The organism is Kineobactrum sediminis, from assembly GCF_002868715.1.
In the GTDB taxonomy this organism is placed as follows: domain Bacteria; phylum Pseudomonadota; class Gammaproteobacteria; order Pseudomonadales; family Halieaceae; genus Kineobactrum; species Kineobactrum sediminis.
Genome location: NZ_PKLZ01000008.1, coordinates 404,361 through 429,573 on the forward strand (window position 1 = coordinate 404,361; position 25,213 = coordinate 429,573).

21 protein-coding genes are annotated in these 25,213 nt (G+C 57.6%); 5 read left to right on the plus strand and 16 right to left on the minus strand.

The window, feature by feature from the left end:
* Window positions 1–26: 26 nt before the first annotated feature.
* The 16 genes from CWI75_RS11645 to CWI75_RS11720 form a co-directional block, all read right to left on the minus strand.
* The gene (locus CWI75_RS11645; protein ID WP_101521662.1) at window positions 27–1,151 is read right to left on the minus strand and encodes a class II histone deacetylase; all 1,125 of its coding nucleotides are present in this window, start codon (window positions 1,149–1,151) and stop codon (window positions 27–29) included.
* Window positions 1,152–1,155: 4 nt separating this feature from the next.
* Window positions 1,156–2,604, minus strand: a complete 1,449-nt coding sequence (locus CWI75_RS11650) for an amidase (protein ID WP_101521663.1) — start codon at window positions 2,602–2,604, stop codon at window positions 1,156–1,158.
* Between the two features lie 11 nt (window positions 2,605–2,615).
* Window positions 2,616–5,063 carry a TonB-dependent receptor gene (locus CWI75_RS11655; RefSeq protein WP_101521664.1) on the minus strand — a complete coding sequence of 816 codons (2,448 nt, stop codon included), beginning with the start codon at window positions 5,061–5,063 and terminating at the stop codon, window positions 2,616–2,618.
* 51 nt (window positions 5,064–5,114) lie between these two features.
* The gene (locus CWI75_RS11660) at window positions 5,115–6,866 is read right to left on the minus strand and encodes an amidohydrolase (protein ID WP_162300058.1); all 1,752 of its coding nucleotides are present in this window, start codon (window positions 6,864–6,866) and stop codon (window positions 5,115–5,117) included.
* Between the two features lie 117 nt (window positions 6,867–6,983).
* On the minus strand, window positions 6,984–8,066 hold the full coding sequence (locus CWI75_RS11665; RefSeq protein WP_101521666.1) for an AraC family transcriptional regulator: 1,083 nt from the start codon (window positions 8,064–8,066) through the stop codon (window positions 6,984–6,986).
* 19 nt (window positions 8,067–8,085) lie between these two features.
* Entirely contained in the window at window positions 8,086–8,649 is a 564-nt protein-coding gene (locus tag CWI75_RS11670; protein WP_101521667.1) for a c-type cytochrome, read from the minus strand.
* A 6-nt stretch (window positions 8,650–8,655) separates the two neighbouring features.
* Window positions 8,656–9,084: a c-type cytochrome gene (locus tag CWI75_RS11675; RefSeq protein ID WP_206604707.1), complete on the minus strand. Its 429-nt coding sequence runs from the start codon at window positions 9,082–9,084 to the stop codon at window positions 8,656–8,658.
* The gene (locus CWI75_RS11680) at window positions 9,081–9,596 is read right to left on the minus strand and encodes a methylamine dehydrogenase light chain (protein WP_101521668.1); all 516 of its coding nucleotides are present in this window, start codon (window positions 9,594–9,596) and stop codon (window positions 9,081–9,083) included. Before CWI75_RS11680 ends, CWI75_RS11675 begins: the two co-directional genes overlap by 4 nt.
* A complete protein-coding gene (locus CWI75_RS11685; protein WP_101521669.1) occupies window positions 9,593–10,228 on the minus strand; it encodes a redoxin family protein in 636 nt (211 codons plus the stop codon). Before CWI75_RS11685 ends, CWI75_RS11680 begins: the two co-directional genes overlap by 4 nt.
* A gap of 2 nt (window positions 10,229–10,230) precedes the next feature.
* Window positions 10,231–10,761, minus strand: a complete 531-nt coding sequence (locus CWI75_RS11690; RefSeq protein ID WP_101521670.1) for a MauE/DoxX family redox-associated membrane protein — start codon at window positions 10,759–10,761, stop codon at window positions 10,231–10,233.
* Window position 10,762: 1 nt separating this feature from the next.
* Window positions 10,763–11,956, minus strand: coding sequence for an amine dehydrogenase large subunit (locus tag CWI75_RS11695; RefSeq protein ID WP_101521671.1), 1,194 nt, complete (start codon window positions 11,954–11,956; stop codon window positions 10,763–10,765).
* A gap of 53 nt (window positions 11,957–12,009) precedes the next feature.
* A complete protein-coding gene (locus tag CWI75_RS11700) occupies window positions 12,010–13,431 on the minus strand; it encodes an aldehyde dehydrogenase family protein (RefSeq protein WP_101521672.1) in 1,422 nt (473 codons plus the stop codon).
* Between the two features lie 28 nt (window positions 13,432–13,459).
* A complete protein-coding gene (locus tag CWI75_RS11705) occupies window positions 13,460–15,652 on the minus strand; it encodes a TonB-dependent receptor (RefSeq protein WP_101521673.1) in 2,193 nt (730 codons plus the stop codon).
* Between the two features lie 139 nt (window positions 15,653–15,791).
* A complete protein-coding gene (locus CWI75_RS11710; protein WP_101521674.1) occupies window positions 15,792–16,784 on the minus strand; it encodes an AraC-like ligand-binding domain-containing protein in 993 nt (330 codons plus the stop codon).
* A complete protein-coding gene (locus CWI75_RS11715; protein ID WP_241521185.1) occupies window positions 16,784–18,385 on the minus strand; it encodes a sodium:solute symporter family transporter in 1,602 nt (533 codons plus the stop codon). Before CWI75_RS11715 ends, CWI75_RS11710 begins: the two co-directional genes overlap by 1 nt.
* Window position 18,386: 1 nt before the next feature.
* Window positions 18,387–18,647, minus strand: a complete 261-nt coding sequence (locus tag CWI75_RS11720; protein ID WP_101521676.1) for a DUF485 domain-containing protein — start codon at window positions 18,645–18,647, stop codon at window positions 18,387–18,389.
* A 223-nt stretch (window positions 18,648–18,870) separates the two neighbouring features.
* Between CWI75_RS11720 and acnA the strand changes: the two genes are divergently transcribed.
* The 5 genes from acnA (at window position 18,871) to CWI75_RS11745 (ending at window position 25,213) form a co-directional block, all read left to right on the plus strand.
* Window positions 18,871–21,603, plus strand: a complete 2,733-nt coding sequence (acnA, locus tag CWI75_RS11725) for an aconitate hydratase AcnA (RefSeq protein WP_101521677.1) — start codon at window positions 18,871–18,873, stop codon at window positions 21,601–21,603.
* Window positions 21,604–21,886: 283 nt separating this feature from the next.
* Window positions 21,887–23,281, plus strand: a complete 1,395-nt coding sequence (atpD, locus tag CWI75_RS11730) for a F0F1 ATP synthase subunit beta (protein WP_101521678.1) — start codon at window positions 21,887–21,889, stop codon at window positions 23,279–23,281.
* A complete protein-coding gene (locus tag CWI75_RS11735; RefSeq protein WP_206604708.1) occupies window positions 23,274–23,702 on the plus strand; it encodes a F0F1 ATP synthase subunit epsilon in 429 nt (142 codons plus the stop codon). Before atpD ends, CWI75_RS11735 begins: the two co-directional genes overlap by 8 nt.
* Window positions 23,695–24,009 carry an AtpZ/AtpI family protein gene (locus tag CWI75_RS11740; RefSeq protein WP_101521679.1) on the plus strand — a complete coding sequence of 105 codons (315 nt, stop codon included), beginning with the start codon at window positions 23,695–23,697 and terminating at the stop codon, window positions 24,007–24,009. The genes CWI75_RS11735 and CWI75_RS11740 overlap by 8 nt, the downstream gene beginning before the upstream one ends.
* The gene (locus CWI75_RS11745) at window positions 24,002–25,213 is read left to right on the plus strand and encodes a cation:proton antiporter (RefSeq protein WP_101521680.1); all 1,212 of its coding nucleotides are present in this window, start codon (window positions 24,002–24,004) and stop codon (window positions 25,211–25,213) included. Before CWI75_RS11740 ends, CWI75_RS11745 begins: the two co-directional genes overlap by 8 nt.

A 25,213-nucleotide genomic window follows, 5' to 3' on the forward strand; every position in this document is an offset into this window, starting at 1 on the left:
TTCCTCCGGCGAAGTCAGACCAGACGTCAGGATTGGCACGGCAGCTTCTCCAGCAGCGCTTCCGCCAACGCAATAGCCTCTGCCTGGTGGGGCTGCAAGTCCTGGCCACCCAGAGCCGCATGCATTTCCATGAAGGGATCGACTGTACCCGTCACGGCGCCACTGAGCTCTTCCATCACCGCAAGTCCGAAAAAGGGCACGGTCCAGGTGTTGTAACCGCCCTCGTGACACATCAACAAGCGACCGTCGCAATGACGCTCAGCGGCATGACGCAACTTGCGGGTCAGGCTGCGGTAGCCGTCACTGTGCATTTGCATTCGTCCCAGGGGATCGTAGGCGCCGGCATCGAAACCCGAGGGCACGATGATCAGCTGCGGCTTGAAACGGTCAAGCGCGGGAATGACCACCCGGTCCCAGGCTTCCTCATAGGCACCGACACCGCTACCAGGAGGCAGCGGTACATTGATGTTGAAGCCGGTTCCGGCGCCGGAGCCATTCTCGTGTCGGTAACCGGAGTCCGGCGGAAAGCAATTGTCCTGATGCACGGAAATGGTTAGCGCCCGCGGGTCCTCGTAAAAGGCACTCTGGGTACCGTTGCCGTGGTGTACATCCCAATCGACAAAGGCTACGCGTTCCAGCCCAAAGCGCTCGAAGGCGTGAAAGCCGGCAATCGCCGCATTACCGAACAGGCAGAAGCCCATGCCCATATCCGCTAGAGCATGGTGGCCCGGGGGTCGCACCAGGGCGTAGGCATTGTCGATTTCCTCCGCCATGAGGGCCTCCAGCGCTGCCAGCACACCACCCGCCGACAGAATGGCAATTTCATAGCTGCCTCGGCCCAGGGGCGTAAAAGGGCCGGCGTCGCCACCCACATCTGCACTCAGCGCCCTGACCTTTTCCAGGTGCTCACGGGTGTGAAAGCGCAGTATCTCCTCCTCAGTAGCCTTTCTCGGTGCAATAGTGTGGAGCTGCTGGGTCAATCCCGCCACCTCCAGCAGATTGCGGAAGCGGCGTTTGGTTTCCGGATTTTCCGCGTGTGTGTCCGGCTGTACCGGATTGCCATAGGGCATCGGCCCGGCGTAGTTGCCAGTGTTGTGCCACATGTAGAGCTCGTGGGCGACGAAGCCCGTCTTGCGAGTAGCGGCTTGCATGCCGTTACCTCCGTGTTTGGAAGTGGGATTGGGGCTGGTCCGCGAACTGCGGCCAGGGGTGGGACTGTTCCAGGCTTGCGGCCAGCGCCAGCAAAAGGTCTTCGCGACCCTGACGGGCGGCGAACTGAATACCGAATGGGAGGCCGCTGTCGCTGCGCCCCAGGGGCAGGGAAATAGCCGGCTGCCCGGTGACATTGAATACTGCGGTAAAAGGGGCGTCGCGGAAGACGTGATCGGTCCAGCTGCGCGCCGTGTAATTGCCTCCGGCAGATGCGTGCTCACCGATACGCCAGGGCAACTGTGCCACCGTTGGTGTCACCAGAATATCCTGATGGGTAAAAAAATCACCAAAGTCGCGACTGACCAGGTTGAAATAGTCCTCCGCGTGTAACAAGTCCACTGCCGACAGGCGCAAGCCGTGCTCGTAAATTGCCAGCGTTGCCTGCTCCAGGCTATCAGCGTCGGCCTTGCGCCCAGTGGCGGCGCAGATATCCACCACCCAGTGGGCGATGTGGGCGGACCAGAGATCCGTGTTGGCCTGGGCAAAACGGTCCCCATCCAGTGCCGGCGCGCCTTCCTCCACCTGGTGCCCCATGCCTGCCAGCAAACTTGCGGTAGCCTCCAGGGCAGCGCGAATCGCGGGATCAACCGGGACTCCCGACCAAGAGTTTGCGGTAAATGCAATACGCAAACCGGCAGGCAGCAGCAGCGATTCCGCATAGGGCCGATCCGGTGGCGCGATAACATAGGGATCACCGATGCCTGGACCCTGCACCGTGTCCAGCATGGCCGCGCAGTCGCGCACCGTGCGGGTGAGCACGAATTCGATACCCAGACCGCCGAGGCCATCGGCGGCACCCGGACCTATGGGAACCCGGCCGCGACCGGGCTTCAGGCCCACCAGCCCGCAACAGGATGCTGGTATCCGAATCGAGCCGCCACCGTCATTGGCATGGGCAACCGGCACAATCCCCGCGGCCACCGCGGCGGCACTGCCGCCACTGGAACCACCGGGACTGCGCGATACATTCCAGGGATTGCGGGTCGCACCACAGGCCACGGTTTCGGTGGCGCAGTTGTATCCCATCTCTGGTACCGCAGTCCGCCCCAGAGTCATCAACCCCGCCTGCCGGAAGCGGGCCATGAGATCAGAGTCAGCTGGTGCCTCCAGGCCTTCGCCGAGTCGGGAGCCCATTTCAGAGCGCCGGCCTGCAGCCTGCAGCACCAGGTCCTTGATCAGGAACGGCACCCCGGCCAAGGGCGCAGCCGGCGGCACTTCCGCCACAATGGCATCGACGTCATCGAAAACCTCTACCAGGGCATTGATCCTGGGATTCCAGTCTGCAGCCAGGATCAGCGCGCACTCGGCAAGTTCCGCCGCGCTGACCTCGCGCTTACGCACCAGTTCCGCCAGCCCCAACCCGTCATACTGCAGGTATTCCGCTACATCCATTTTCCCGCGCCCTATTGCCCGAAGTTATAGTTAAGCGTGACTCCGTAGGTTCGGGGCATGCCGTAGCTGCGCACATACGGACCATTACCACCCGTGTAAGCTGCCGGGTAGTAGTCCTCATCCGTGAGGTTGCGCGCCCACAACAGGGTCCGCCACTGCCCATCGGAGGAACCGACTCCCAGACGGGCATTGAACAGGGTGTAATCCTCGGTCGCATCTTCGGGGGCAACACCGCCCGTGGTTTCATCGGTGAAACTGACATCAGCCCCCACTTCCATTACCAGGCCGTTGGCCAATGGCCATTCATAGCTGACAAGGCCCACGTAGGACCACTGTGGCGCCTGGGCCAGCTCGATACCCGAAACATCGCGCCGCACTGTCACCGGCCAGCTACTCTGCTGGGGGTCAACTGCATTCCATCTGGTCACTTCCGTATCCAGCCAGGCCACGCCCAGATTAACGTTGAGACCGGTCAGTGGTTGCCACTTGAGGTCGATCTCGGCACCGGTAATCTCGGACTCGGGCACATTCGTCAGGCCGGCGATGTTGCCAACAAAAGTTACTGCAATATCCTGTTCCTGCTTGTCCTCGTAGTCGTAGAAGAAGGTCGCGGCGTTGAGTTGCATCCGGCCCTCCAGCAGTGTCGCCTTTACACCCACTTCATAGGAGGTCAGCTTTTCCTCGTCGTAGGGCGTGAGCTGTTGGGTGGTATTGGAGTTGGCCCCGTTGAAGCCGCCAGACTTGAAACCCACCGACATCATGCCATACAGCAGAACGTCCTCAGTAAGCGCGTAATCGAGTCCCAACTTACCCATCCAGCGATCCGTGCTGATCGTATCCTCATACACCTGGAAAGCATCGTTAACCCGCGGCGTGCCGATGACCGCGAAGATATAGTCTGGCGAAGCCGGGTCATCATTGATGGTGCCGCAGTCACCCGGGCTAAGGCTGGAGCCGAAGCTGGCGTTGAGAAAGTTCCCCAGGCTGCCGTCTTCGGCGACGAAGGTACAACCGGCCCAATCCCTGTCCTCTTCGGTGTAGCGCGCCCCAAGTGTCAGCCGCCAGGCTTCGGTGAACTGCCACTCGACGTGACCAAACGCGGCGACGGACTCTGTTTCCTGGGAATATTTGGTATCCAGCTCCAGAATCGGGGTTGCGGCGAAGAGATCCACGCCCCAGGGAATGGAACCAAGCCCGAATACCGAGTCGGACATGAAGTAATGATAGTACTCGTCCATTTCATCCCTGGAATAATACAGCCCCGCAATCCAGCTCAGTTTTCCAGTGTCACCCGAAATACGCAGTTCCTGTGAAAACACTTCCAGGTCGGTGGTGTTGATGTTGCTGGAATCATTGTAAAAGCCACCGTCCCAGTCGTTGGCTTCCTCGCGTTCGAATTCATTGTAGCCAGTGACCGAGGTCAGGGTCACAGCACCAATATCCCACTCCAGGTGAGCTGCAAACCCGGTCAGTTCGTTGTCCCGTTGAGGCCGAATATCAAAGGTCTTGCCAGTAATGGGACTGGTGTAACTGTTGGTCCAGTCGGCAACTTCACTGTCACCGCTGGAATACCAGGGTGGAGTCTCTCCGAAATTGCTACCGGTGGGCAGGAGGTACTCATTCAGTGGTGCATAGGGGCTACTGAACTCGCCAAGTCCAAATGGAGCACCGCTGTAGGCCGTGTTCGCCTTATTGTCGGATTCGTCCTTGACGTAGTGCGCACTCAACATCAGGCGCACGGTGTCGCTGAGATCGAAATTGACGATACCACGCAGCGCAGTCGCATCTTTTTCCCCGAGCTCATCGTCGCGGGTTGCGCTCTTCTGCCAACCTTCACTGGACTGGAGGGTTTTGAAGGCCAGCCGGCCCTGGACGCGGTCGTTGCCGCCGGTAACGAAGCCCTCCAGGTCCCAGGTGGAGTAGCTGCCGTAACTTGCGGTGACACCCGCGCCAAACTCCTCGGTGGGCTTGTTACTAATGAAATTTATCTGCCCGGCGGTTGTATTGCGACCGTAGAGGTCGCCCTGTGGGCCCTTCAGAACTTCAACTCGCTCGGTGTCGAAGACGAGACCCCGGGTCATTACCGTATAGGGCATGGCAACTTCATCAAAATAGATGCCAACTGTGGAGGACGCCGCCGTGGAGTAATCCTGAAAGCCGACGCCGCGAATGGTATACAAAGGCACGCCGGTGGCTGCGGTTTCATTCACCGTCAGACCGGGTGTGAGCAAGGCTATATCCTCCGTCGTCAGCACACCGAAGTCCCGGAGTTGCTCACCGGTAAAGGCATTGATGGTAATGCCCACATCATTCGCGCTCTGGGAGCGCTTTTGCGCAGTAACAATCACTTCTTCAAGTTGGGCATTGGCAACTGGAGCGACAATCGTCAGTGTTGCCAGCATCACCGCAGCACTAAGCTGGCGACGCTGGAATCGCATAAGCCGATGTGTATCTTTCATAATGGTTCCCCTGAAAAAATGATTATTGAATGTGTCAATTGCAGCGCGGAACTACTGCTCCGTGCCGGTTGTGGTGTAGACGATCTTGCCCGCAAACAGGGTGCTCAGTACCCGGATATCACTGATGTTCTGCGACTCCATGGCAAACAGATTTCGGTCGAGCACAACCATGTCTGCCGACTTGCCGACTTCAATCGAGCCGGTCATGTGATCCAGGCGCATGGCTTTGGCCCCGTCGAGAGTCATGATCCGCAGCGCATCTGCGAGGCTGATGGCCTGCTCGGGCCAGAAGCTGCCCGGAAACAGCCCGCGCGGGTCCTGCCGGGTGACCAGGGCCTCAATACCGAGCCAGGGGTCAATGGTCTCAACCGCAGCCGGCCAGTCGGAACCGGCCAATACCGGGGCGCCGGCCTCGAGCAGGCTCCTGACCGGGAAATATTCGCCACCTCTTGGCGAACCTACGGCCCCCACTACGGAGTCGATAATCGGCGAGGGATGCCAGAGGTAGGGAGAAAGGTCGGCAACGGCGCCCAGTTCGGCAAAACGCGGCAGATCCTCCGGGTCGATATAACCCGCGTGCGCCAGCTCGTGGCGCAAACCGGAGTCACCATTGGCGGTCCGCGCAGCGGCGATGGCATCGAGAGCCACGCGCACGGCCCGGTCACCGGCGGTATGGATCTTGACCGTATAGCCACGTTTGTCCAGTTCAACCAGGTCCCGGGTCAACAGTGCCGGGTCGAGATGCAGGAGTCCCCTGTGAGGCGTGGCATGTGCATGTTCCGGCGTGTAGGGTTGCAGCATGGCGGCGGTTCGCGACGCAGTGGGTACACCATCCATAAACACTTTCACAAAAGCGGTGTGCAAACCCGCACTGGCATAATGATCGCGCTGCTCGTCGATTGCCGCGTAGTCCAGAGGCTCGCTACGGTGACCGTAGGGTGTCTGGATTCCCAGCGCCAGATGCACGCTGAGATCCCCTGCACTTTCCAGCGCCTGAAAGGCGGCCATCGCGCGAGGCTCTGAATAGGCCTCCTTAAGGCCAGTGATGCCAAAGCCGTTGGCGATACGCAAGGCTTCCCGAGCGCCGGCCAGCATCTCCTCGTCTCGCCATTCCGGTAACAGATCGGAGACACGCTGCTCCGCGCCTTCCAGCAACAAACCATTGGGCTCTCCTGTCACGGGGTCGCGGACGATGGTTCCATCGGCAGGATTCGGCGTATCCCGGTCGACACCGGCCAATACCAGTGCGCGACTGTTGACCCAGCCGTTGTGGTTACTGTCGTCGTTGAGCAGTACGGCCTTGTCACCCGAGACCGCATCCAGAAGCTCCCGCGGTGAATCGATCTGGTGAGTATCGAAGAAGCCGCTGTCCCATTGTCCACCACGTATCCACACAGCATCGGGATTGCTGGCCACACAGTCAGCCACTCGCCGGGCGATCTGTTCCGGTGTAGAGGAAAACGGAAAATTGCATTCATAGAGGCTTTTCACCCCACCGCGCTGTGCATGCACATGGGCATCATTGATACCGGGCATGACCATGGCGCCCTGTAAGTCAATCACCGTCGTGGTGGGGCCGCGGTAGGCATCCGCGCCTGCACTATCGCCCACGTGAACAAAGCGCCCGTCGCGGATGGCAACGGCATCGGCCCAGACCCGGTCCGGATTTACGGTGTAGATGTGCGCATTAAGATAGATTGTATCAGCGGCGGTGATCGTAGCATCGGCGGCGGAGAGCTGTGCAGTCATGGCCAGAAGGCTTCCTGCAATCGCGCTCGCCCGGTTTTTTATCAGTCGTTTCATTTCGGGCTCCGGGAACGGTGTCGGAACCACTGATCTTAGTGCCGCGAGCTCCGGCACCCGTTGACAGAACAGGACAAAGGGTTGACCAAAGGCCATCCCCATGCGCGCAGCCGTGTTTTATTCGCCGGCCGGTGACGCGCCCTGTGCGCGGTAGGCCTGGGGCGCCTGTCCGACCCAGGAGCGAAAGGCACGACTGAAGGCGCTGAGCTCGGAAAACCCAAGTTCGTAGGCGATTTCGGCGAGTGGCATGGTGGTACGCCGCAAGTAGTACTTGGCGCGCTTGGCACGAGCCAGGTTCTTGACCTCCTGAAAACTGCGGCCCTCGCTTGAGAGCCTGCGGCGCAGGGTGCGCGGGGAAATGGCAAGCCGTTCCGCAATCTTTTCCAGGGTAGCGGATTCATCAGCGCCACAGCGGATAATCTCGCGACAGAGGATGTCGACAAAACCATTACCGGATTGCGCGGAGACAAAATAGGTCTTCATCGCGTTGACGAGAATTTCGTGCAGCAGGCTGTGGCTGGTATGAAAGCGCTCCTGCAGATAGCTGCGATCAAAGAACAGCCTGTTTTCCGTGCAGGAAAACTTCACCGGGGCCTTGAAGAACGCTTCCAGTGCAATCGCATTCTGGTCGTCGTCGTGGCTGAAACAGACCTGCTTGATGGGTACCGGTATCCGCGTGGCAGTGTTGAGAGCCTGGACCAGAAATCCCTGCAGATACTCATTCAACTGGTTGACCTGCACACCCTCGGGAATTATCACCCGGTAACTGAACTCAGCCAGCGACTTGCTGAAATCGAAATTGATTTCGATCGCGGTATCGACGTAGCGGTCATAGTGACAGAGGCAGCGAATCCCATCGGCCACCGAAGGCGCCGCAAGCATTGCCAGGATCAGCAGGCTGGCTGATTCATAATGGTAACGCTGGGCCATGTGCAGGCCCATGCAGGGGTTGCCACTTTCCTGCGCTGCCAGTTCAAGCAGGCTGGCGATCTGCCGTGCGGGCACCCCGACATCCAGTTCTTCACAGCGGCTGGAGACAATGCCGCACTGGCGGAACACCGGTTCGGGAGTGATGCCGTGATCCAGCAGGTAATCGCGGACATAGGCAACAAAGCGAGGGGAAAGCGATGGTTCCAGCTCACGCTGAACCACCCGGTGCAGCGCTTCAGCAGCGGCGTTTTCAGCGCCCATCCGACTCATCGCGGCCCGCTGCGTGCATTCAGGGCTGCAACTGGCTGTAATAGGCTGCGAGGGCGGAAAACTCCTTTTCACCCAGTTTGCTGATAGCGGCCTGCATCAGGGGGTGGATGCGCTCCCCGCTCTTGTAGGCCAGCAGTTGCTGCCGCAGATAGGCCGCGTGTTGGCCTGCCAGAATCGGCCACTCGTTGGTAGCGGGCTTGCCGGCATAACCATGACACGCTGAGCAATATCCCGCGAGATACTTGCCGGTCTCGATCTCGCTGGCATCACCGGTTGCCGAAATCGCCAGGGGCTGGGATGAAAAATAGCTCGCCAGTATGGCTATGTCGGCATCAGTCAGTGGTGCAACAAATGGCGCCATTGCCGGATTCTTGCGCTCACCTTCACGGAAAGCAGTAATCTGCCGGGCCAGATAGCCCGCGTTCTGTCCCGCCAGATTGGGCCACAGGGGGTTGGTCGACTTCCCCCCCTCACCATGACACGCCACACACACCTGCGCCTGGTCCGGAGTCTCCGCAACCGAAATACCACTTGCGAGAGCAGCGACCAACGCTATACCCAGAACAACTATGCGCTTTTTCATATCAAATCACTCATTCATGGACATACTGGACAGGTCCCGCAAGACTTTTAGCCGGTATTGCTCCACTTCCTTAAGGGGACTCTGCCGGAGACGACCCACTTCCTCTGCACTAAAGGCTTTGAAAGGAGAGTTCATGCTGTCGCCGGAAAACTCGGTAAGAATCCAGTTCAGTACCGCCGCCAGACGCTCATCGTTCAGCGCTGACGTCGCCGACCCGGGCACTCGTACCAGATACTCGCGCCCTTCCTGGCTTTGCAGAAAAATGCCAACGTGGCCCTTCATGCGCGGTACGCTGCCCGCACCCGAGCCATCGGGTGTGTGGCAACCCTGGCAATTCATCTGGTAATCAAAAACCACCCGGCCGCTATTGCCGGTCGTCGCCAGGGAAGGCAGCGACCAGCAGAGAAGCAGTGCCAGTAGTAAACCCGGTTTCATTCTTCGAATGCCAAACCAACGACGATTGCAGTGGAGCAATGATAGGCCGCACTGCTGGTGCCAAGGCACCAGTTGATATCATTGGTTTTATCGGGACGATAGATGGGCCGGTCACCCTCGTCGCGCATACAAAGGCAGGCGCCACAGGAAGATTTGCCGCAACAATCGTTATAGGAGATGACATAATTACGGCCATCTGCGGGATTGTGACAGGTACCTATCCAGGTGACCGGTGACATTTCGGTCCCCGGCGGGCAGGTATTGGCAGTACCACCGCAGCAATCACACAGAAAGCCGTCGATAGCGCAGTAACGCCAGTAGTCACAACTGCTGGGGTCGCCTTCTTCAACAGGCCGGCCAGGGCTCTGGGCAGCCGCGCGCGCGACCGGTAACAGGGGGATACTGGCTCCACCAACTAACAGGGCGCCCAGTCCCTTGAGCATCCCGCGTCGGGAACTGTGCTGGGCGAGTTGCCGGCTGCGCTGTTCAAATAATTGATCAAGAAATTTCATGCCTTGTCTGCCTCTACCTGGTTCGCCTCGACATATTGCACTGCTTCGCGCTTACTCATGTACTCCTGGATCGACGCCACCTTGTGTTCTTTTGCTTCAAACAGGCTATCAAGATGTTCGCGGGAATTAATGATTCCCATGGAGGCAATCACGCCGTGCTCGTCGATCAGTACGCCATAGGGTAACTTGGACACGCCGTAGGTCTTGCCGACCAGTTCGGAGACCACATAGGGAAACCCGTCCAGCTCCTTGCGCTTTATATAACCGACATGATCCTGCTCATCGCCATCGCTGACCAGTGTCACATCAACCCAGTTTGCCTCCGCGCGGGCCGCGGATTTCAGGGCCGGCGTCAATTCGTTACAGATTGGGCAATCCGGTGACAGGAAAAACAACAGCCTGGACTTTTTATCACCCTTACCACCCAGGGTGGCCACTTTACCGTCAATGGTAGCCACGGCGAGTTCAGGTGCCGGGGCACCCACCCGCAGTTTCTGGTTCAGCATCAGGGCACCCGCAGGTGCGACCCGCTCGTAAAGCACGCCTATCTGCCGCGCCAGTGCCAGATTGACCAGTACCATCGCGACAAAACCAATCCAGAGCACGATATTCGATACTATCAGTAGCTCCATAGTTACTTACTCCCGGCCATTTTCTGCCTGTTGGCAATCAGTTGTTCGCTGCAGAGATACAGCACAGTGAGAAAAACCGCGATAAACAGCACCAGCCCCATGCCGGCCGAACCTGCACTAGCGGACGCCGATGGCAGCAACACGACACCCGCGGCAGCCATACATAACAGGTTGCGCGCCACCAGGGCAGGGCTGACCAGCACTTCGGAGGCCGGTCCGGCACAACCGCAGCGCAGATCACGGTGACCCTGCGCCAATTGCCAGGCCATCAGGCAGGCATAAAAACCCAGCAGCACTGCCGCCATCAAGGCACCCGGCGGGCGCGTAGCCGGAAGCAACAGGGCAAACGCCACTGCCAGCTCCATGGCTCCAAGCGGATACACCAGCCACTCACTCAGGGATACGCCGCGCAGGTAACGGGACATCAGATCGCGATACTGGCCGGGGTTACGCAGTTTATACCAGCCGGCTACCGCAAACAGCCACGCCAGGAAGCCGGCAATACCCGCGCCTATCAGTTCCGGAACCGCCATGTTACTGGGCCCCGTGCAACATCAGCGGTGTATTCTGGCCCAGGCCATCAATTGTCCTGATAAATTCGCCGCTCATTGCATCGTACAGTTCCAGGCTCATGTCCACTGGATTGGTTACCAGAATCTGCGGGCTATCGCCCCGGCTCACAGCGAGGGACAGGCCCCACTCCCTGAGCGGGATCCGCATAACCCGGGCCTGGGCCTCGGGGTCGTAGACCCATATCTCAGGACCCCCGCCATTATGGGAACCATCCGTGGCATTCGGGTGCATCAGTACATAAAAACGGCCGAGGTCGTCCTTGTCGATAATAGCGATACCGCCCGGCGCCCACTGTTCTGCCGCATCTTCCTCGGGGACCATGGGCCACGGTTCACCCACTTTCGCCACAGTGCCGCTCACGTCCACCGGATAGACCATCGCATCAAAGGACGGAAAATAAGCGGTGCCATCCATCACGGCAGGGCGCTCGAAAATGGGGTTATCGTCTGAACTGAAAAAGGATTCGGTGCGCACCTGCCTGAGGATACTACCGTCTTCGGCTAACTCCGTGCTGAGAAAGCGCCCGTCCGCGCACAGGGAGCTGAAACCCCGTGTGCCCGTCGGATAAACCAAAGCACAACCCGGTGTGGGGATTTCATCGATTATCTGGCGCTCGTCCAGGTCGATCAGGGTCACCGAGGCCGCCGGGCTGAAATTTGCGACCGCCAGCCAGCGATCATCGTTTATCAGCAATAGTGCGTAGCGCTCGGGCAGGCCCATGAAGCGCTTTGCCCCGGGCAACAACACTTCGGCAACCGGGCTCAGGTTTTCCTGGTCCCATATGGTCAGCACATCGAAACGATCCCCCCGGGTGCCCCGGGTATGGAAGGTTTCGGTGGCATAAATTTCACTGCGCTTCGCGGATTGGCGAATATTACCTATCATCGATACGTTGAAGGTACCCTGAACCTGTTGTGCAACCGTATCCTTCGCCGTATCAATCACCCACACCTTGCCATCGGACATGTGGAAGAATGCAACGTCATGCACCAGAAACCAGGAAGCGGGATACACAGACGGCAGGGTCTCGATAATACCAATCGGCTCCACCGGCAAGGGGGGAGGAACTTCCCGGTCCTCTGCAAAAGCATGACCGACGGCCACAATGGCGCCCAGCACACCTGCCAGTAGCCGCAGGTTAAATGAATTACACATACGTCTCGTCCTGTTTGTATTACCCACTGCCTGGGCTTGAAAGTACTGCAGGATCAGCCTTTACTCATGTAAAGCGTCTGAATACTGGTGTACTCCTCGAGGCCATAACGACCGAACTCAACCCCGACCCCGGACTCCTTGACCCCGCCAAAGGGCGTATCGGGCTGAATCACGGCATGGCTGTTAATCCAGGCCGTGCCGCACTCAAGGCGGCTGGCAATCTCGGCCGCGCGCTTGAGGTCCGAGGACCACACCGAACCACCCAGGCCACTGGCACTATCGTTGGCACGGCGCAGTGCATCCTCTACGTCAGTGAACTTGAGAACCGGCAAAATCGGGCCGAAAGGCTCCTCGGCGACCAGGCGCGTGCTGTCGTCAATATCAGCAACGATGGTCACCGGAAAGAAGTATCCCGGGCCGGGCATGGGCTCGCCTCCGGTCAGGAATCGGGCGCCACTGGCCCTGGCGTCTTCGGCGATGGCACAGACTTTGTCAAACTGCTGCTTGTTCTGCACCGGGCCGAAATCGGGATCTTCGCTGCCATCTCCGGTTTTTACACTTCTGGCAATATTGGCAAGCGCTTCACACATTTCGTCGTAAATATCCTCGTGAACATACAGGCGCTTAAGTGCAGCACAAGTCTGGCCATTATTAAACATCGCAGTAGCGAATATCTTGGGCGCAATTGCGGCAACGTCCACGTCCGGCAGCACGATGGCGGCGTCGTTGCCGCCCAGCTCCAGGGTGAGTCGCTTCAGGTTCACCGATGCATTCTGCATGATCTTCTTGCCGGTCGCCGTCGAACCGGTAAAAACGATCTTGTTGATATCCGGATGCGTCGTCATTGCGGCTCCCAGACTGCCATCTCCGGTAACAACATTGAAAACACCGGGAGGCAACAGGTCATTCACAATCTCGGCAAAGCGCAAGGTTGTCAGCGGCGTATATTCCGACGGTTTCAACACTACCGTATTGCCACTGCGTAAAGCGGGCATCACGTGCCAGATCGCGATCATCAGGGGATAGTTCCAGGGCGTAATGGACCCCACCACGCCCAGGGGCTTGCGATGGACTTCAATCCTCGCTTCGTCGTTGTCCTGAATGACGTCTACAGGCAGGTCGAGATCCGCAGAAGCATGACACCAGGCCAGAGCGCCACCAATCTCAAAACCCGCCCCAAAACCGGCAAAACCATTCGGCGGCTTTCCCTGTTCAAGCGTCAACAGGTTGGACAACTCGGCGCTGTGCGCTTCGATAGCCGCACCAATTGCGTGCACCAGTTCGGCGCGTTCATTTTCGGGGCGTGCGCTCCAGGCCGGGAACGCTGCCCTGGCGGCGGCAACGGCCTGGTCAAGATGCGCTGTCGTTGCCCGGGGACATTCGGCCAGCACCTTTTCGTTCGCCGGATTGATGACCGGAAACGTTGAATCGGACACTACCTTCTGCCCATTAATAATCATGTGATATTCAGTCATTGGAACTCCATTAAACTACGTGAATGCCCTAGAAACTATAGGTAACCGTTGCCCCGTACCAGCGTGGCGGCGCATACACTTCTTCGCTGATGCCCAGCAAGCCAAGGTCAAGGTTGTAAAGGCGATAGACTTCGTCGCCGGCATTCTTCACCCAACCGGCAACTTCCCAGTTATCATTGGCGCTGGTATAGGACAGCCGCGCATTCCAGACCATGTATTCATCTTCGAAGGAAATCTGCGAGTTGGTTGCCTCGATATACTGGTCGTCATTCCAGACGCCGTCTACCTGGGCCGCCATCCTGCCGCCCATCACGTCCCACTCGTAACGTATCAGGGCATTCAGGCTGAGTGCGGGGGCGTTCGGAAATTCGGTTTCTACCGTGCCACCAAATACGTCCGGTACCGCGTCAACGGTAGAATCTATGTAGGCCGCACCGAGGAGGATATCCAGGCCATCCATCGGGTAAAGGGTCAGCTCCAGCTCGCCGCCCTGGGAGCTCGCATCAGAGTTGGTGACCTGGGGGGTCAGGCCCAGGATCGAGAACGCCTGATAGTCCTCGTAATCGTAGTAGTACACCGCAGCATTGATTCGTGCCACGGTGCCAAACTCCGCCTTGACCCCGAATTCATAGGACAACAGCGTCTCCTCGCCGTGTTTCAGGTTGCCCGGATCAATGGCAGCGACGGTGCCCAAAGGATCTATCGACCAGTTGCCGCCCTTGATACCCCGGCTGATGGAGCCGTACACCAGGGTGTCGTTCTCAGTCACGTAGTTCAGCTGCAAGCGGGCTGCGACATCGTCGTATTCGATTTCATCAAGGCCGTCAATCGGCACCGCGGCGATATCGAATACCTGCATCAGGGGGATGCCCGCCTCGGGTTCGGCATAGCTTTGCAGGAATGACAAATCCTTCTGGTCATCCGACCAGCGCAGACCGGCGATCAGCGTCCATGAACTGGCGAAGTCATATTCGACCTGGCCAAACACGGAAACATTACGGGAATCCAGGCTGGTATTGGTGAACTGGACCGCGGAATCAGTGGTGGCACCAGAGCCTTCAAGGATCGTTGCACCCCGCACATTCTGGCTATTGTCCGTCGTCATGTCGAGATAGTAGAGCCCGGTCTGCCAGCGCATGCGGTCACTGCCGCCGGACAGGCGAATTTCCTGGGAAAACGTTTCAAAGTCCGAATTGTTTTCATAGGGGAAAAAGAACAGGCCGCCACCGGCGTCCTCCAGGTAGTCCTTATCCAGGTCCATGTAGTTGGTGATAGACACCAGCTCCATGTCAGGGGAGACATTCCAGGTCAGTGTCGCCGTCACGTTGGTGGTATCGCGGCTATAGCTGCCTTCAACTGATGACGCGTGTTCCAGTTCATCGGTCAGCCGCCCCGGAACATTGGTTCCGAGGCCGGTTTCAGGATCAAAACCCGCAAAATTGATCGAGTAGGTGCCGGACGGCACGTCATCATCTTTTGATTTCGTTACCCGTAAATCGACCAGGAAATCGTCAGTGACATCAACCTGCATGGAACCACGAATGGTATAACCATCGGCGCCATGGGCATCGCGGATGCCGGGGACCACCGATTCGGTATAGCCATCGTACTCTTCCCAGCGCCCGGCCAGGCGACCGCGCACGGTCTCCGTACCACCACCGATTGCACCTTCAAAGGCGCGCTGGTCAAACTCACCGACGGTGGCTTTCAGGTAGCCGTTCAAATCGGTGTCAACCGCACCGTTGGTCAGGTAATGCACCAGGCCACCGGTTGTGTTGCGACCAAACAGCGTGCCCTGCGGGCCGCGCAATACTTCCACCCGACCAACGTCGAACAGCTGGCCGTTGATGGCGTTCATGCTGGGGACATACGCACCATCCACGTAAACGGCGACCGGTGCCTCAAGGTTGTCCTGGAAGTTATTCTGGGAAATGCCGCGCAGGTTTATGATCGTGAAGGCCGGTGTAAAGGTCTGCAGCTGCATGGCGGGGACTTGCTGTGTGATGTCCACAGAATTGGTCATCCCCAGTGAATTAAGCTGGTTACCGTCGAACGCGGTAACGGAAATACCCACATCCTGAAGGTTCTGCTCACGCTTTTGAGCGGTAACCGTCACTTCCTCCAGGATCTGCGCCTGGATTCCTGTTGCCATGAAACAGATAGCCGCCCCACTTGCCACACGTGCGACCGCGCTTGCGAGCGGTAATTTGACAGTTTTCATAGATGTCCCCTTCAGATGATTATTTCAGCTATTTTAAGAACCCATTAAACCAGACCCCGCCAATCATATATTGGATGGCAGGGAACTCGTAACTTGACTGAGAGCGAAGCGTACTCGGTGGAGAGTGATGAAAACCGGCTCAGGTATCGGCCGCACGGCCATCGAGGGATAATTTGCGAAAACGTGCAGGCGCTTCGCCAAATTCGGATTTGAATACCCGACTGAAGTGCGATGAATCCTTGAATCCGGAACGGTAAGCGATTTCGCAGACGGTGAAATGAGCGAATGAAGGGTCCGATAGCGCCAGACGACTGACATGCAGGCGCATGTTCTGGATATAACGGGAAACGGAAACGCTCTCATTCTCAAATAACATATGGAGATAACGCGTTGAAATATTGTGCGCGGCAGCGATCCACTCGGGCGCCAGACGCTCATCTTCGAGATGTTTGCGAATAAACTGCTTGATTCGATGCAAATACTCAATCTTGACACCATTGCTATGCAAATCCCTGCGCTGGGTCTCCTGAGTATAGCCCAGAGTAGTTGCCAGCAAATCAATAACATTCGCTTCCAGGCGCTGGGCAAGCACCCCGTCTATAGTATCCAGCTTCCGCGCGATTGATATGACAAACTGGGAAAACAGGCCATTGGCGCCCTCGCTTGACTCCATACGCATGCCCAGGTGTCGCTCTGGCTGGTGCACGCAGTCCTCCATCAGGCTCGACGGCACCGCCAGCACAACCTGGGAATAGTCGCAGGCGAAGTGCAGTTCATAGGGCTCGGAACTCAAACAGACGGTAAAGTCCCCCGGCTGCAGCAATGCCTCCCGGCCCCGCTGCATGACAAGACTCTGCCCTTCCACCTGCACCTTCACCAGGTAGGTTGAGTCCGAAACCTGGCCAATATGTCGCCGACGCCGGTAAACATCCAGGGGAGTGCTCTTGACGGCAGCAAACCCGAGCTGCCCGAGTTGTCTTGAATCCAGTATCCCCCGGAATTCTCCTGCATAATCACGTGCAGTTTCACAATCCATCGGGAAAAAGGTGTCGGTAACCTGGCAGTCAAACTGCTCAAGAGACGCTGGTAGCGCAAGCCCCGCCTGGCCAGGGTGATAGTCAGGAGTGGTCATCAGTGTGGTACCCCTTGTATGTCCTGGTTCCGCTCGCCAAACTCTGAACGTATCAGCAGATCGTGAAAATTCTGCCGATCCACCACCCCTCGAGGGGAAGCGTCCAGATACGACACGGCCGCCATTGTGATGACCGCCAGTGGTAGCGTAAACAATGCCGGGTAATCATAGGGAAACAGGGCCTGCTCGAACCCCAGGACCGATACCCACACCTGCGGACCCACCACGATCAGCGATATTGAAGAAACCAACCCGACCAGCGCACCCGCAATCGCGCCCCGTGTTGTAAGCTGCGACCAGTAAAGCGACAGGAACAGGATTGGGAAGTTGACCGAGGCGGCAACAACCATGGGCATGGTGGCAATGAATGCGACATTTTCGTTCTGGAAAAGGATTCCCAGTACAATTGCTATGACCCCTATCACAATGGTCGTTAGCCGGGTGAGCATCAATTCCCTGCGCGGCTCGGGTGCGCCCTTGCATATTACCTGTGCGTAAAGATCATGGGAAATCGCCGCGGCCCCTGAAACCGTCAGGCCGGCCACAACAGCAAGGATGGTGGCAAATGTTACCGCCGACATGAAGCCGGTTAAAAGATTACCACCCACAGCGGTCGAAAGGTGAATAGCCGCCATATTACTGCCGCCGATCAACCCGCCCTCTTCTGTAAAAAATTGAGGATCCCCGTACAGAAATGCTACGGCGCCAAAGCCTATGATCACCAGTGCAAGATAAAAATAGCCCATGAATAACGAGGCATAAAATGCTGACTTCTTGGCTTCATGCATGTCCGGTACGGTAAACAGGCGCATCAGGATGTGGGGTAACCCCAGGGTGCCGAACAGCATGGACACGAGAATCGTGGTGACCTGTACGGGGTCGTCGAACAACACGCCCGGCGCCAGGATTTCCTCACCCCGTGGATGATTGCTCACCGCCGTCGCAAATAGCGATTCAAAACTGAAACCACTCATGGCCATAACGAGGAACGCCGTAATGGTGACACCCGTCATTAGCAGTATAGCCTTTATAATCTGCACCCAGGTAGTTGCCAGCATCCCGCCAAACGTGACATAGGCCAGTACCAGAATACTGATCACAATAACCGCCACCTCATAGGGCAGGCCAAAAAGCAGTTCAATGAGCTTACCTGCACCGACCATCTGGGCAATAAGGTAAAGGATAACCACCACGATGGTCGCGCTCGCGGCAACTATACGTATCCTGGTACGGTCGAGGCGCTGCGACACCACATCAACAAAAGTGAAGCTACCCAGGTTGCGCACCCGACGTGCAAGCAGAAACAGCAGTAACGGCCAGGCGGCAAAAGCGCCGAGAGCCAGGACCAGGCCATCAAAACCGCCGAGGAACACCAGTCCGGTAATACCCAGGAACGAGGCTGCCGACATGAAATCGCCTGCAATGGCGGTTCCATTCTGCAACCCTGACATTTGCCCGCCTGCCGTATAGAAGTCGGCGCTACTCCTGGTGCGACGCGATGCCCAGTAACTGACCAGCAAGGTGGCCACCACAAACGCCAGGAACATGCCAATGGCCAGGGGATCCAGTGGTTGCAGGGGCGCGTTTCCAGACAGGGCCACCCTAAACGTCCTCTCCAGAGCGTGTCGTCGCCTGGTTCAGCAGCAGAAAGAGGAGTTCCAACAGGATAAATGTGACGATAAGGCCGCAGAACATCAGCAGGGACCCGGTGATGTGGGATTTGCCCAGCCGCTGGGCCAGAATGCTGCCGAACTCGGTCCAGTTAAGGATAAAGGCGAAATAGAGCACCAGGGTTGTCATGGAGAACAGCATTCGGCGGCGAGTCCGGCTCTTGATTACCGCCAGTTTCTGGTCGTGGTTCAAAGCATTCCCTTTCCGCAGGTTCTGTCTGGAGGTAAAGCTGCCCCGCTGACTATACCAAAAGCGTGCTGTGCCCTGTCAATAATTTCAGGCCTGAAGTATTTGCGCATACAAAGTGGCGCGGCGCCATCCCCTGTCAGAGCCAACGTGTACCTGCACAGCAGGCCTGCATTGCTGCTATAGTCACGCAAGGCAAATAACGACGGCACCAACCGAGGAGACATTTATGGCCACTCAATACAGCCGGGAGCAGATACTCTCAATCAATGATGGTCGCTACACGATCTATCCTCTGGATCAGGCAAGTGCCGGCGGGGACACAAGCACACTGCCCTATTCGCTCAAGCTGCTGCTGGAGAACCTGTTGCGCCACGGCAATGAAGACTTCGTAAGTGACGGCGATATTGAAGCCCTGGCAAACTGGGACCCCACGGCGACACCCGCGCAGGAGATTGCCTTTGTACCGGCAAGGGTATTGTTGCAGGATTTTACCGGTGTACCGGCGATTGTAGACCTCGCGGCAATGCGCGATGCCATGGTTGAACTCGGTGGCGAACCCGGCAGGATCAACCCCTTGTCCCCGGTGGAACTGGTGATTGACCATTCGGTCATGGTCGACTTTTTCGGGGCCGATGATTCGCTGACCCGCAACACCGACATCGAGATTCAACGCAATCTGGAGCGCTACCAGTTTCTGCGCTGGGGCCAGGAGGCCTTTGACAACTTTCGTGTCGTACCCCCTGGAACAGGCATTGTTCACCAGGTAAACCTTGAATTTCTCGCGCGTGGCGTCTTCACTGCGACGCAAGGTGACCGAACTGTCGCCTATCCCGACACGCTGGTAGGCACTGATTCCCATACGACGATGATCAACGCCCTGGGAGTATTGGGCTGGGGTGTGGGCGGCATTGAGGCGGAGGCCGCCATGCTGGGGCAACCGGTGACCATGCTCATTCCCGAAGTGGTTGGTTTCAGGCTCAACGGGCAATTGCCCGAGGGCACTACCGCCACGGACCTGGTGCTTACCGTTACCCAACAACTGCGCAGCCACGGTGTCGTCGGCAAATTTGTCGAGTTCTTCGGCCCCGGCCTGCAACACCTGAGCCTGGCTGATCGGGCGACCATCGCCAATATGGCACCCGAGTACGGCGCCACCTGCGGCATTTTCCCGGTGGATGCGGAAACCATCAACTATTTGCGCCTCACCGGGCGTACCGAAGAGCAGCTGGCCCTCATTGAGGGCTACATGAAGGCCATGGGCATGTGGCATGACGAAAACAGCCCCGAGGCCCGTTACAGCGCGACCCTGACCCTGGAGCTGGAAGATGTGGTGCCGTCCCTGGCGGGCCCCAAGCGGCCCCAGGACAGGATCGCGCTCACCGACAGCAAAACGGCTTTCGTTAAAGTGCTCCAGGAGTTTCAACAGCTCGCCGTGGTCTCGACCGAAGAGGGCGACTGGGCAGAGGAAGGTGGCCAGCCTGCCAGCAACGAAGCCATTGCGCTGAACGGCATTACCGTCAAACGTAAAGACGGCAGTTTTCAGCTGGAGCACGGCGCTGTGGTTATTGCGGCGATTACCAGCTGCACCAATACCTCCAATCCCGCGGTACTGGTAGCCGCGGGCCTGGTCGCGCGCAAGGCCCGGCAGCTGGGACTGAAAACCAAGCCCTGGGTAAAGACCAGCCTCGCGCCCGGCTCCAAAGTAGTCACCGAATATCTTGAAAAGACCGGCCTGCTTGACGATTTGGAAGCACTCGGCTTCTATATTGTGGGTTACGGTTGTACCACCTGCATTGGCAATTCGGGGCCGCTTCCGGATGATATCGACGCCGCAATCCGCACCGCCAACCTGTTTGCCACTTCGGTACTGTCCGGTAACCGCAACTTCGAAGGCCGCATCCACCAGGATGTGCGAGGCAATTACCTGGCCTCGCCCCCATTGGTGGTCGCCTACGCGCTGGCCGGCAATATGGGTGTCGACCTCTATAAGGATCCACTGGGCCATACGGAGGATGGAGCACCCATCACTCTGCGCGACCTGTGGCCGACCAATCAGGAAATCCGCACGATTGTCGATTCCGCCGTCAATGCAGACATGTTCCGCAGTAAGTATGCTGATGTTTATACCGGCAACGACACCTGGAATACATTGCCGGTGGCCGATAGTGAGCTTTACCCGTGGCCGGACTCCACCTATGTGCGCAAGCCGACTTTTTTCAAGGACATATCCGCCACAGTGCCCACCGTCAAAGCGCTGGAGGGTGGCCGCTGCCTGGTCAAGGCAGGCGACAGTGTTACCACGGACCACATATCTCCCGCCGGCGCCATTGCGCCAGACAGCCCGGCCGGACGTTATCTGCAGGAACAGGGTGTCGATATTGCAGATTTCAATTCCTATGGCTCGCGCCGCGGCAACCATGAGGTCATGGTCAGGGGCACCTTTGCCAACGTTCGCATGCGCAACCAGCTCGCCCCCGCCACGGAGGGTAGCTGGACGACCTGCTTCCTGGATGGTGAAGTGACCTCGATTTACGAGGCCGCGGAGCGCTACCATGCCGCCGGTGTTCCTTTGGTAGTACTCGCCGGCAAGGAATACGGCACCGGCTCATCGCGAGACTGGGCGGCCAAGGGACCTTCACTGCTCGGCGTCAGCGTTGTCATTGCGGAAAGCTTTGAGCGTATTCACCGCTCCAACCTGATCGGCATGGGTATTTTGCCCCTGCAGTTCGAAGCCGGGACAACCGCGGAAACTCTTGGCCTGACTGGCGAAGAGACATTCACTATCCCTGCCGTTGAACCAGACCAGAGCAGCGTACAGGTCACCGCCACCCCACCCGGCGGCGAACCGGTGACCTTCGACGTACGGGTCCGCATTGATACCCCCAACGAGTATTCCTACTACCAGAACGGCGGCATTCTCCATTACGTATTACGCCGCCTGGCGGGAAGCGGGGACTAACCAAACCCCCGGGGTCAGGTCTCGCATTGTTGCATTTGGGCGTGAGGCTTAAACGGCTGGGGTCAGGTCTCGCATTGTTGCATGCGCCCCAATGTGCGCATGCAACAATGCGAGACCTGACCCCAGCCACCTACCCAGTACGGGCAAATGCAACAATGCGAGACCTGACCCCAAGTGCTTTTTGTTTGTTTTCATCTATTGAAGAATATCAATGACGCTGTAATCCCTCTCGCATGATGATGCCTTCCTTGAACTGATATCGTCGAAGCAGGAATGAGAAGGTATGAGTGAAGGTCCACATCAGGGTGAGATAACTGCGGTGCGCGGTAACGTGGTCGATGTCCACTTCACCCCGCCTCTGCCCTCTCGTAATCATCAGCTGCGAACTGGCCCCGAGGGCAACGTCGTCCTTGAAGTGCAGACTCATGTAGACGCCAGCACCGTTCGCTGTATCGCACTTAATTCCACCCGCCGCCTGGCTCGGGGCGTTACTGTCGACAATACCGGCGAGCCATTAAAAATGCCCGTCGGTGACTGCCTGCTTGGACGAATGCTCAATGTATTCGGCGATCCGGTTGATGGTGGCGATGCCATAGAGGCGAAGGTTCACTGGCCCATCCACAGGCCTCTCCTGCCCCTGGCGGAGCGCACCACCAGCACCAAAGTCTTTGAAACCGGAATCAAGGCTATCGACCTACTGGCGCCACTTGAACGTGGCGGCAAGTCGGGCATGTTCGGTGGTGCCGGTGTCGGCAAAACCGTAGTAATCAATGAGCTGATCAATAACATGGCGGAGCAGTACGCCGGGGTCAGCCTGTTTTGTGGTATCGGTGAACGCATGCGCGAAGCCGAAGAAATGTATCGCGCAATGCAGGATTCAGGTGTCCTGGAAAAAGCGGTACTTATCTACGGACAGATGAATGAACCACCCGGTGCCCGCTTTCGGGTTGGCCACGCTGCCCTCACCGTCGCCGAATATTTTCGGGACGTGGTCAAGCGTGATGTTCTGTTGCTCATCGACAATATTTTTCGCTTCGTTCAGTCCGGTACAGAAGTATCGGGCTTGATGGGCCGCATCCCATCGAGGGTAGGCTACCAGCCTACCCTGGCGACCGAGCTCGCGGCCCTGGAGGAACGGATTTGCAGTTCCCGGAGTGGCAGCATCACCTCGGTACAAGCTGTGTATGTTCCCGCGGATGACCTGACGGATCCATCGGCAACTCACATATTCGCGCACCTCTCGGCCTCTATTGTGTTGTCGCGCAAACGCGCCAGCCAGGGTTTGTATCCGGCGGTCGACCCACTGCAGACTGACTCCAAAATGCTTACCCCGAGGATAGTCGGCCAACGCCATTACCGGGTGGCGCAACAGGTGCGTGGCGCACTGGCCGAATACGAAGATCTGAAAGACATTATCTCCATGCTCGGAATGGAAGAGCTCTCCAAAGATGACAGGGCAACCGTCAGTAAGGCCCGCCGTATCGAACGGTTCCTGACCCAGCCGTTTTTCACAACTGAGCAGTTCACGGGGAAGCAGGGGAAACTCGTACCCCTGGAACAGACCATCGAAGGCTGCGAGCGAATTCTGGCTGGGGAGTTCTCAGAGGTTGGTGAAAATGCGCTTTACATGATCGGCGCCATTGACGAATCAGGTAAATCCGCAGACGACAATGAATGAGCAGCGTAAAAACGACCGTTCAGCAATGCGCCTGCGCATATTATTACCCACCCAGGTCCTTGTTGACGCGTCGGTCAACAAAATAATCGCCCAGGCAGAAGACGGCGATTTCTGCCTGCTGCCACGGCATATCGATTTCGTCTCCGCGTTGACTCCAGGTGTTTTATCTTTCCGCGACCCGAGCGGGAAAGAATCCTATGCAGCAATCGACGAAGGTGTTCTGGTCAAATGTGAACAGAATGTGTACGTCTCGACCCTGAATGCCGTACGCGGCGAAAACATCAGTGAATTACAGGCGCTGGTAGAAAAACATTTTCTTGAACTTGATGAACATGAACGCAAGGCGCGAACTGCGCTGGCGCGACTTGAGGCAGGCACGCTGCGCGGTTTTCGCGAATTACAGGAGAGACTTAATGGTTGAGCCAAAGCGACCGCAAGACTCCGGTAAAAAAAAACAGGAACTCAGTAACAAAATAGGCAAGCGTGCTGCGCAGAAATTGCGCGGTCGCACGCGCAGAAAAAATGCTGCCTGGTTCGGATTGGGCATGTTTGGACTGGTGGGCTGGTCGGTCGCCATTCCAACCCTGATGGGAATCGCACTCGGGCTATGGCTCGACCGCCGCTGGCCGGGTGAAGTTTCCTGGACATTGACCTTCCTGATAATCGGTGTGGCACTGGGTTGCCTGAACGCCTGGTACTGGATCAGGCAGGAAAGTCGGCGTGAGTGAAACGCCGACAAATGCTGTCGTTCTGATTACCTTCGGCGGGCTATTCCTTATTGGTTTGCTGGCAGACCTGGCGGGTCGTCAAACACCATTACCCCGGGTTACGCTATTGCTGATATCAGGGTTTTTAATAGGCCCCTCGTTACTCAACTGGCTTCCGGAGTTCGCAATCGGCTGGTTCCCGATACTGACTGACATCGCGCTGACCATGATCGGTTTTTTGCTGGGTCATAATATGACCCACGCACGATTCAAAGAACTTGGACGAGCGGTCATCACCATGTCCATTGGTGAAGTTGTCGCAACCGCATTGCTGGTATTCCTGGTGCTTCTTTCTTTCGGCGTACCCTTTGAAATCGCACTGCTTCTCGCGGGTATCGCACCGGCAACGGCACCGGCCGCAACTGTTGATGTGATTCAGGAATATGAAGCAAAAGGAAAATTTACGGATACCCTTTTGGGAATCGTTGCAATTGACGATGTCTGGGGGTTGCTGGTATTCAGCCTGCTATTGGCGATTGCACAAGCATTAACCGGACAAGGCGACGCTATCGGCAGCATCGCTAAAGCCAGCTGGGAAATCGGTGGTGCAGTCCTGGTGGGGCTAGTGCTGGGCTTGCCCATGGCCTGCCTGACCGGTCGCATACGACCCGGCCAGCCATCGCAGGCGGAGGCACTGGGCGTGGTTTTGCTATGCGCCGGGTTCGCCGAATGGATGGGGGTTTCCTACATCCTTGCGGCGATCGTTCTGGGAGCCGTCGTCGCCAACATTGCCACTCACCATGAGAAATCCTTTCAGGTCATTGAAGGTATCGAGTGGCCTTTCCTGATCCTGTTTTTCCTTATTGCAGGCGCCACCCTGGAAGTAGAAGCATTGTCACAGGCAGGACTGCTCACTGGCGGCTATATTATATTACGAGTACTGGGTCGGATCATGGGTACGCGACTGGGCGGAAGAGCAAGCGGCACTGCTCCTGTCATCCGCAACTGGATAGGCGTGGCGTTGTTGCCCCAGGCAGGAGTGGCTATTGGTATGGCGCTGCTTGCCAGTCAACGTTTCCCGCACCTCAAGGACATTCTGCTACCGATCGTACTCGGCTCGACGGTCATATTCGAGCTCATCGGCCCACTGGCAACCCGCTGGGCATTGACTCGTGTCGGGGATATTCCGAACAGGCGCGAACCGGACAAAGGGGAGTTAAGCTGA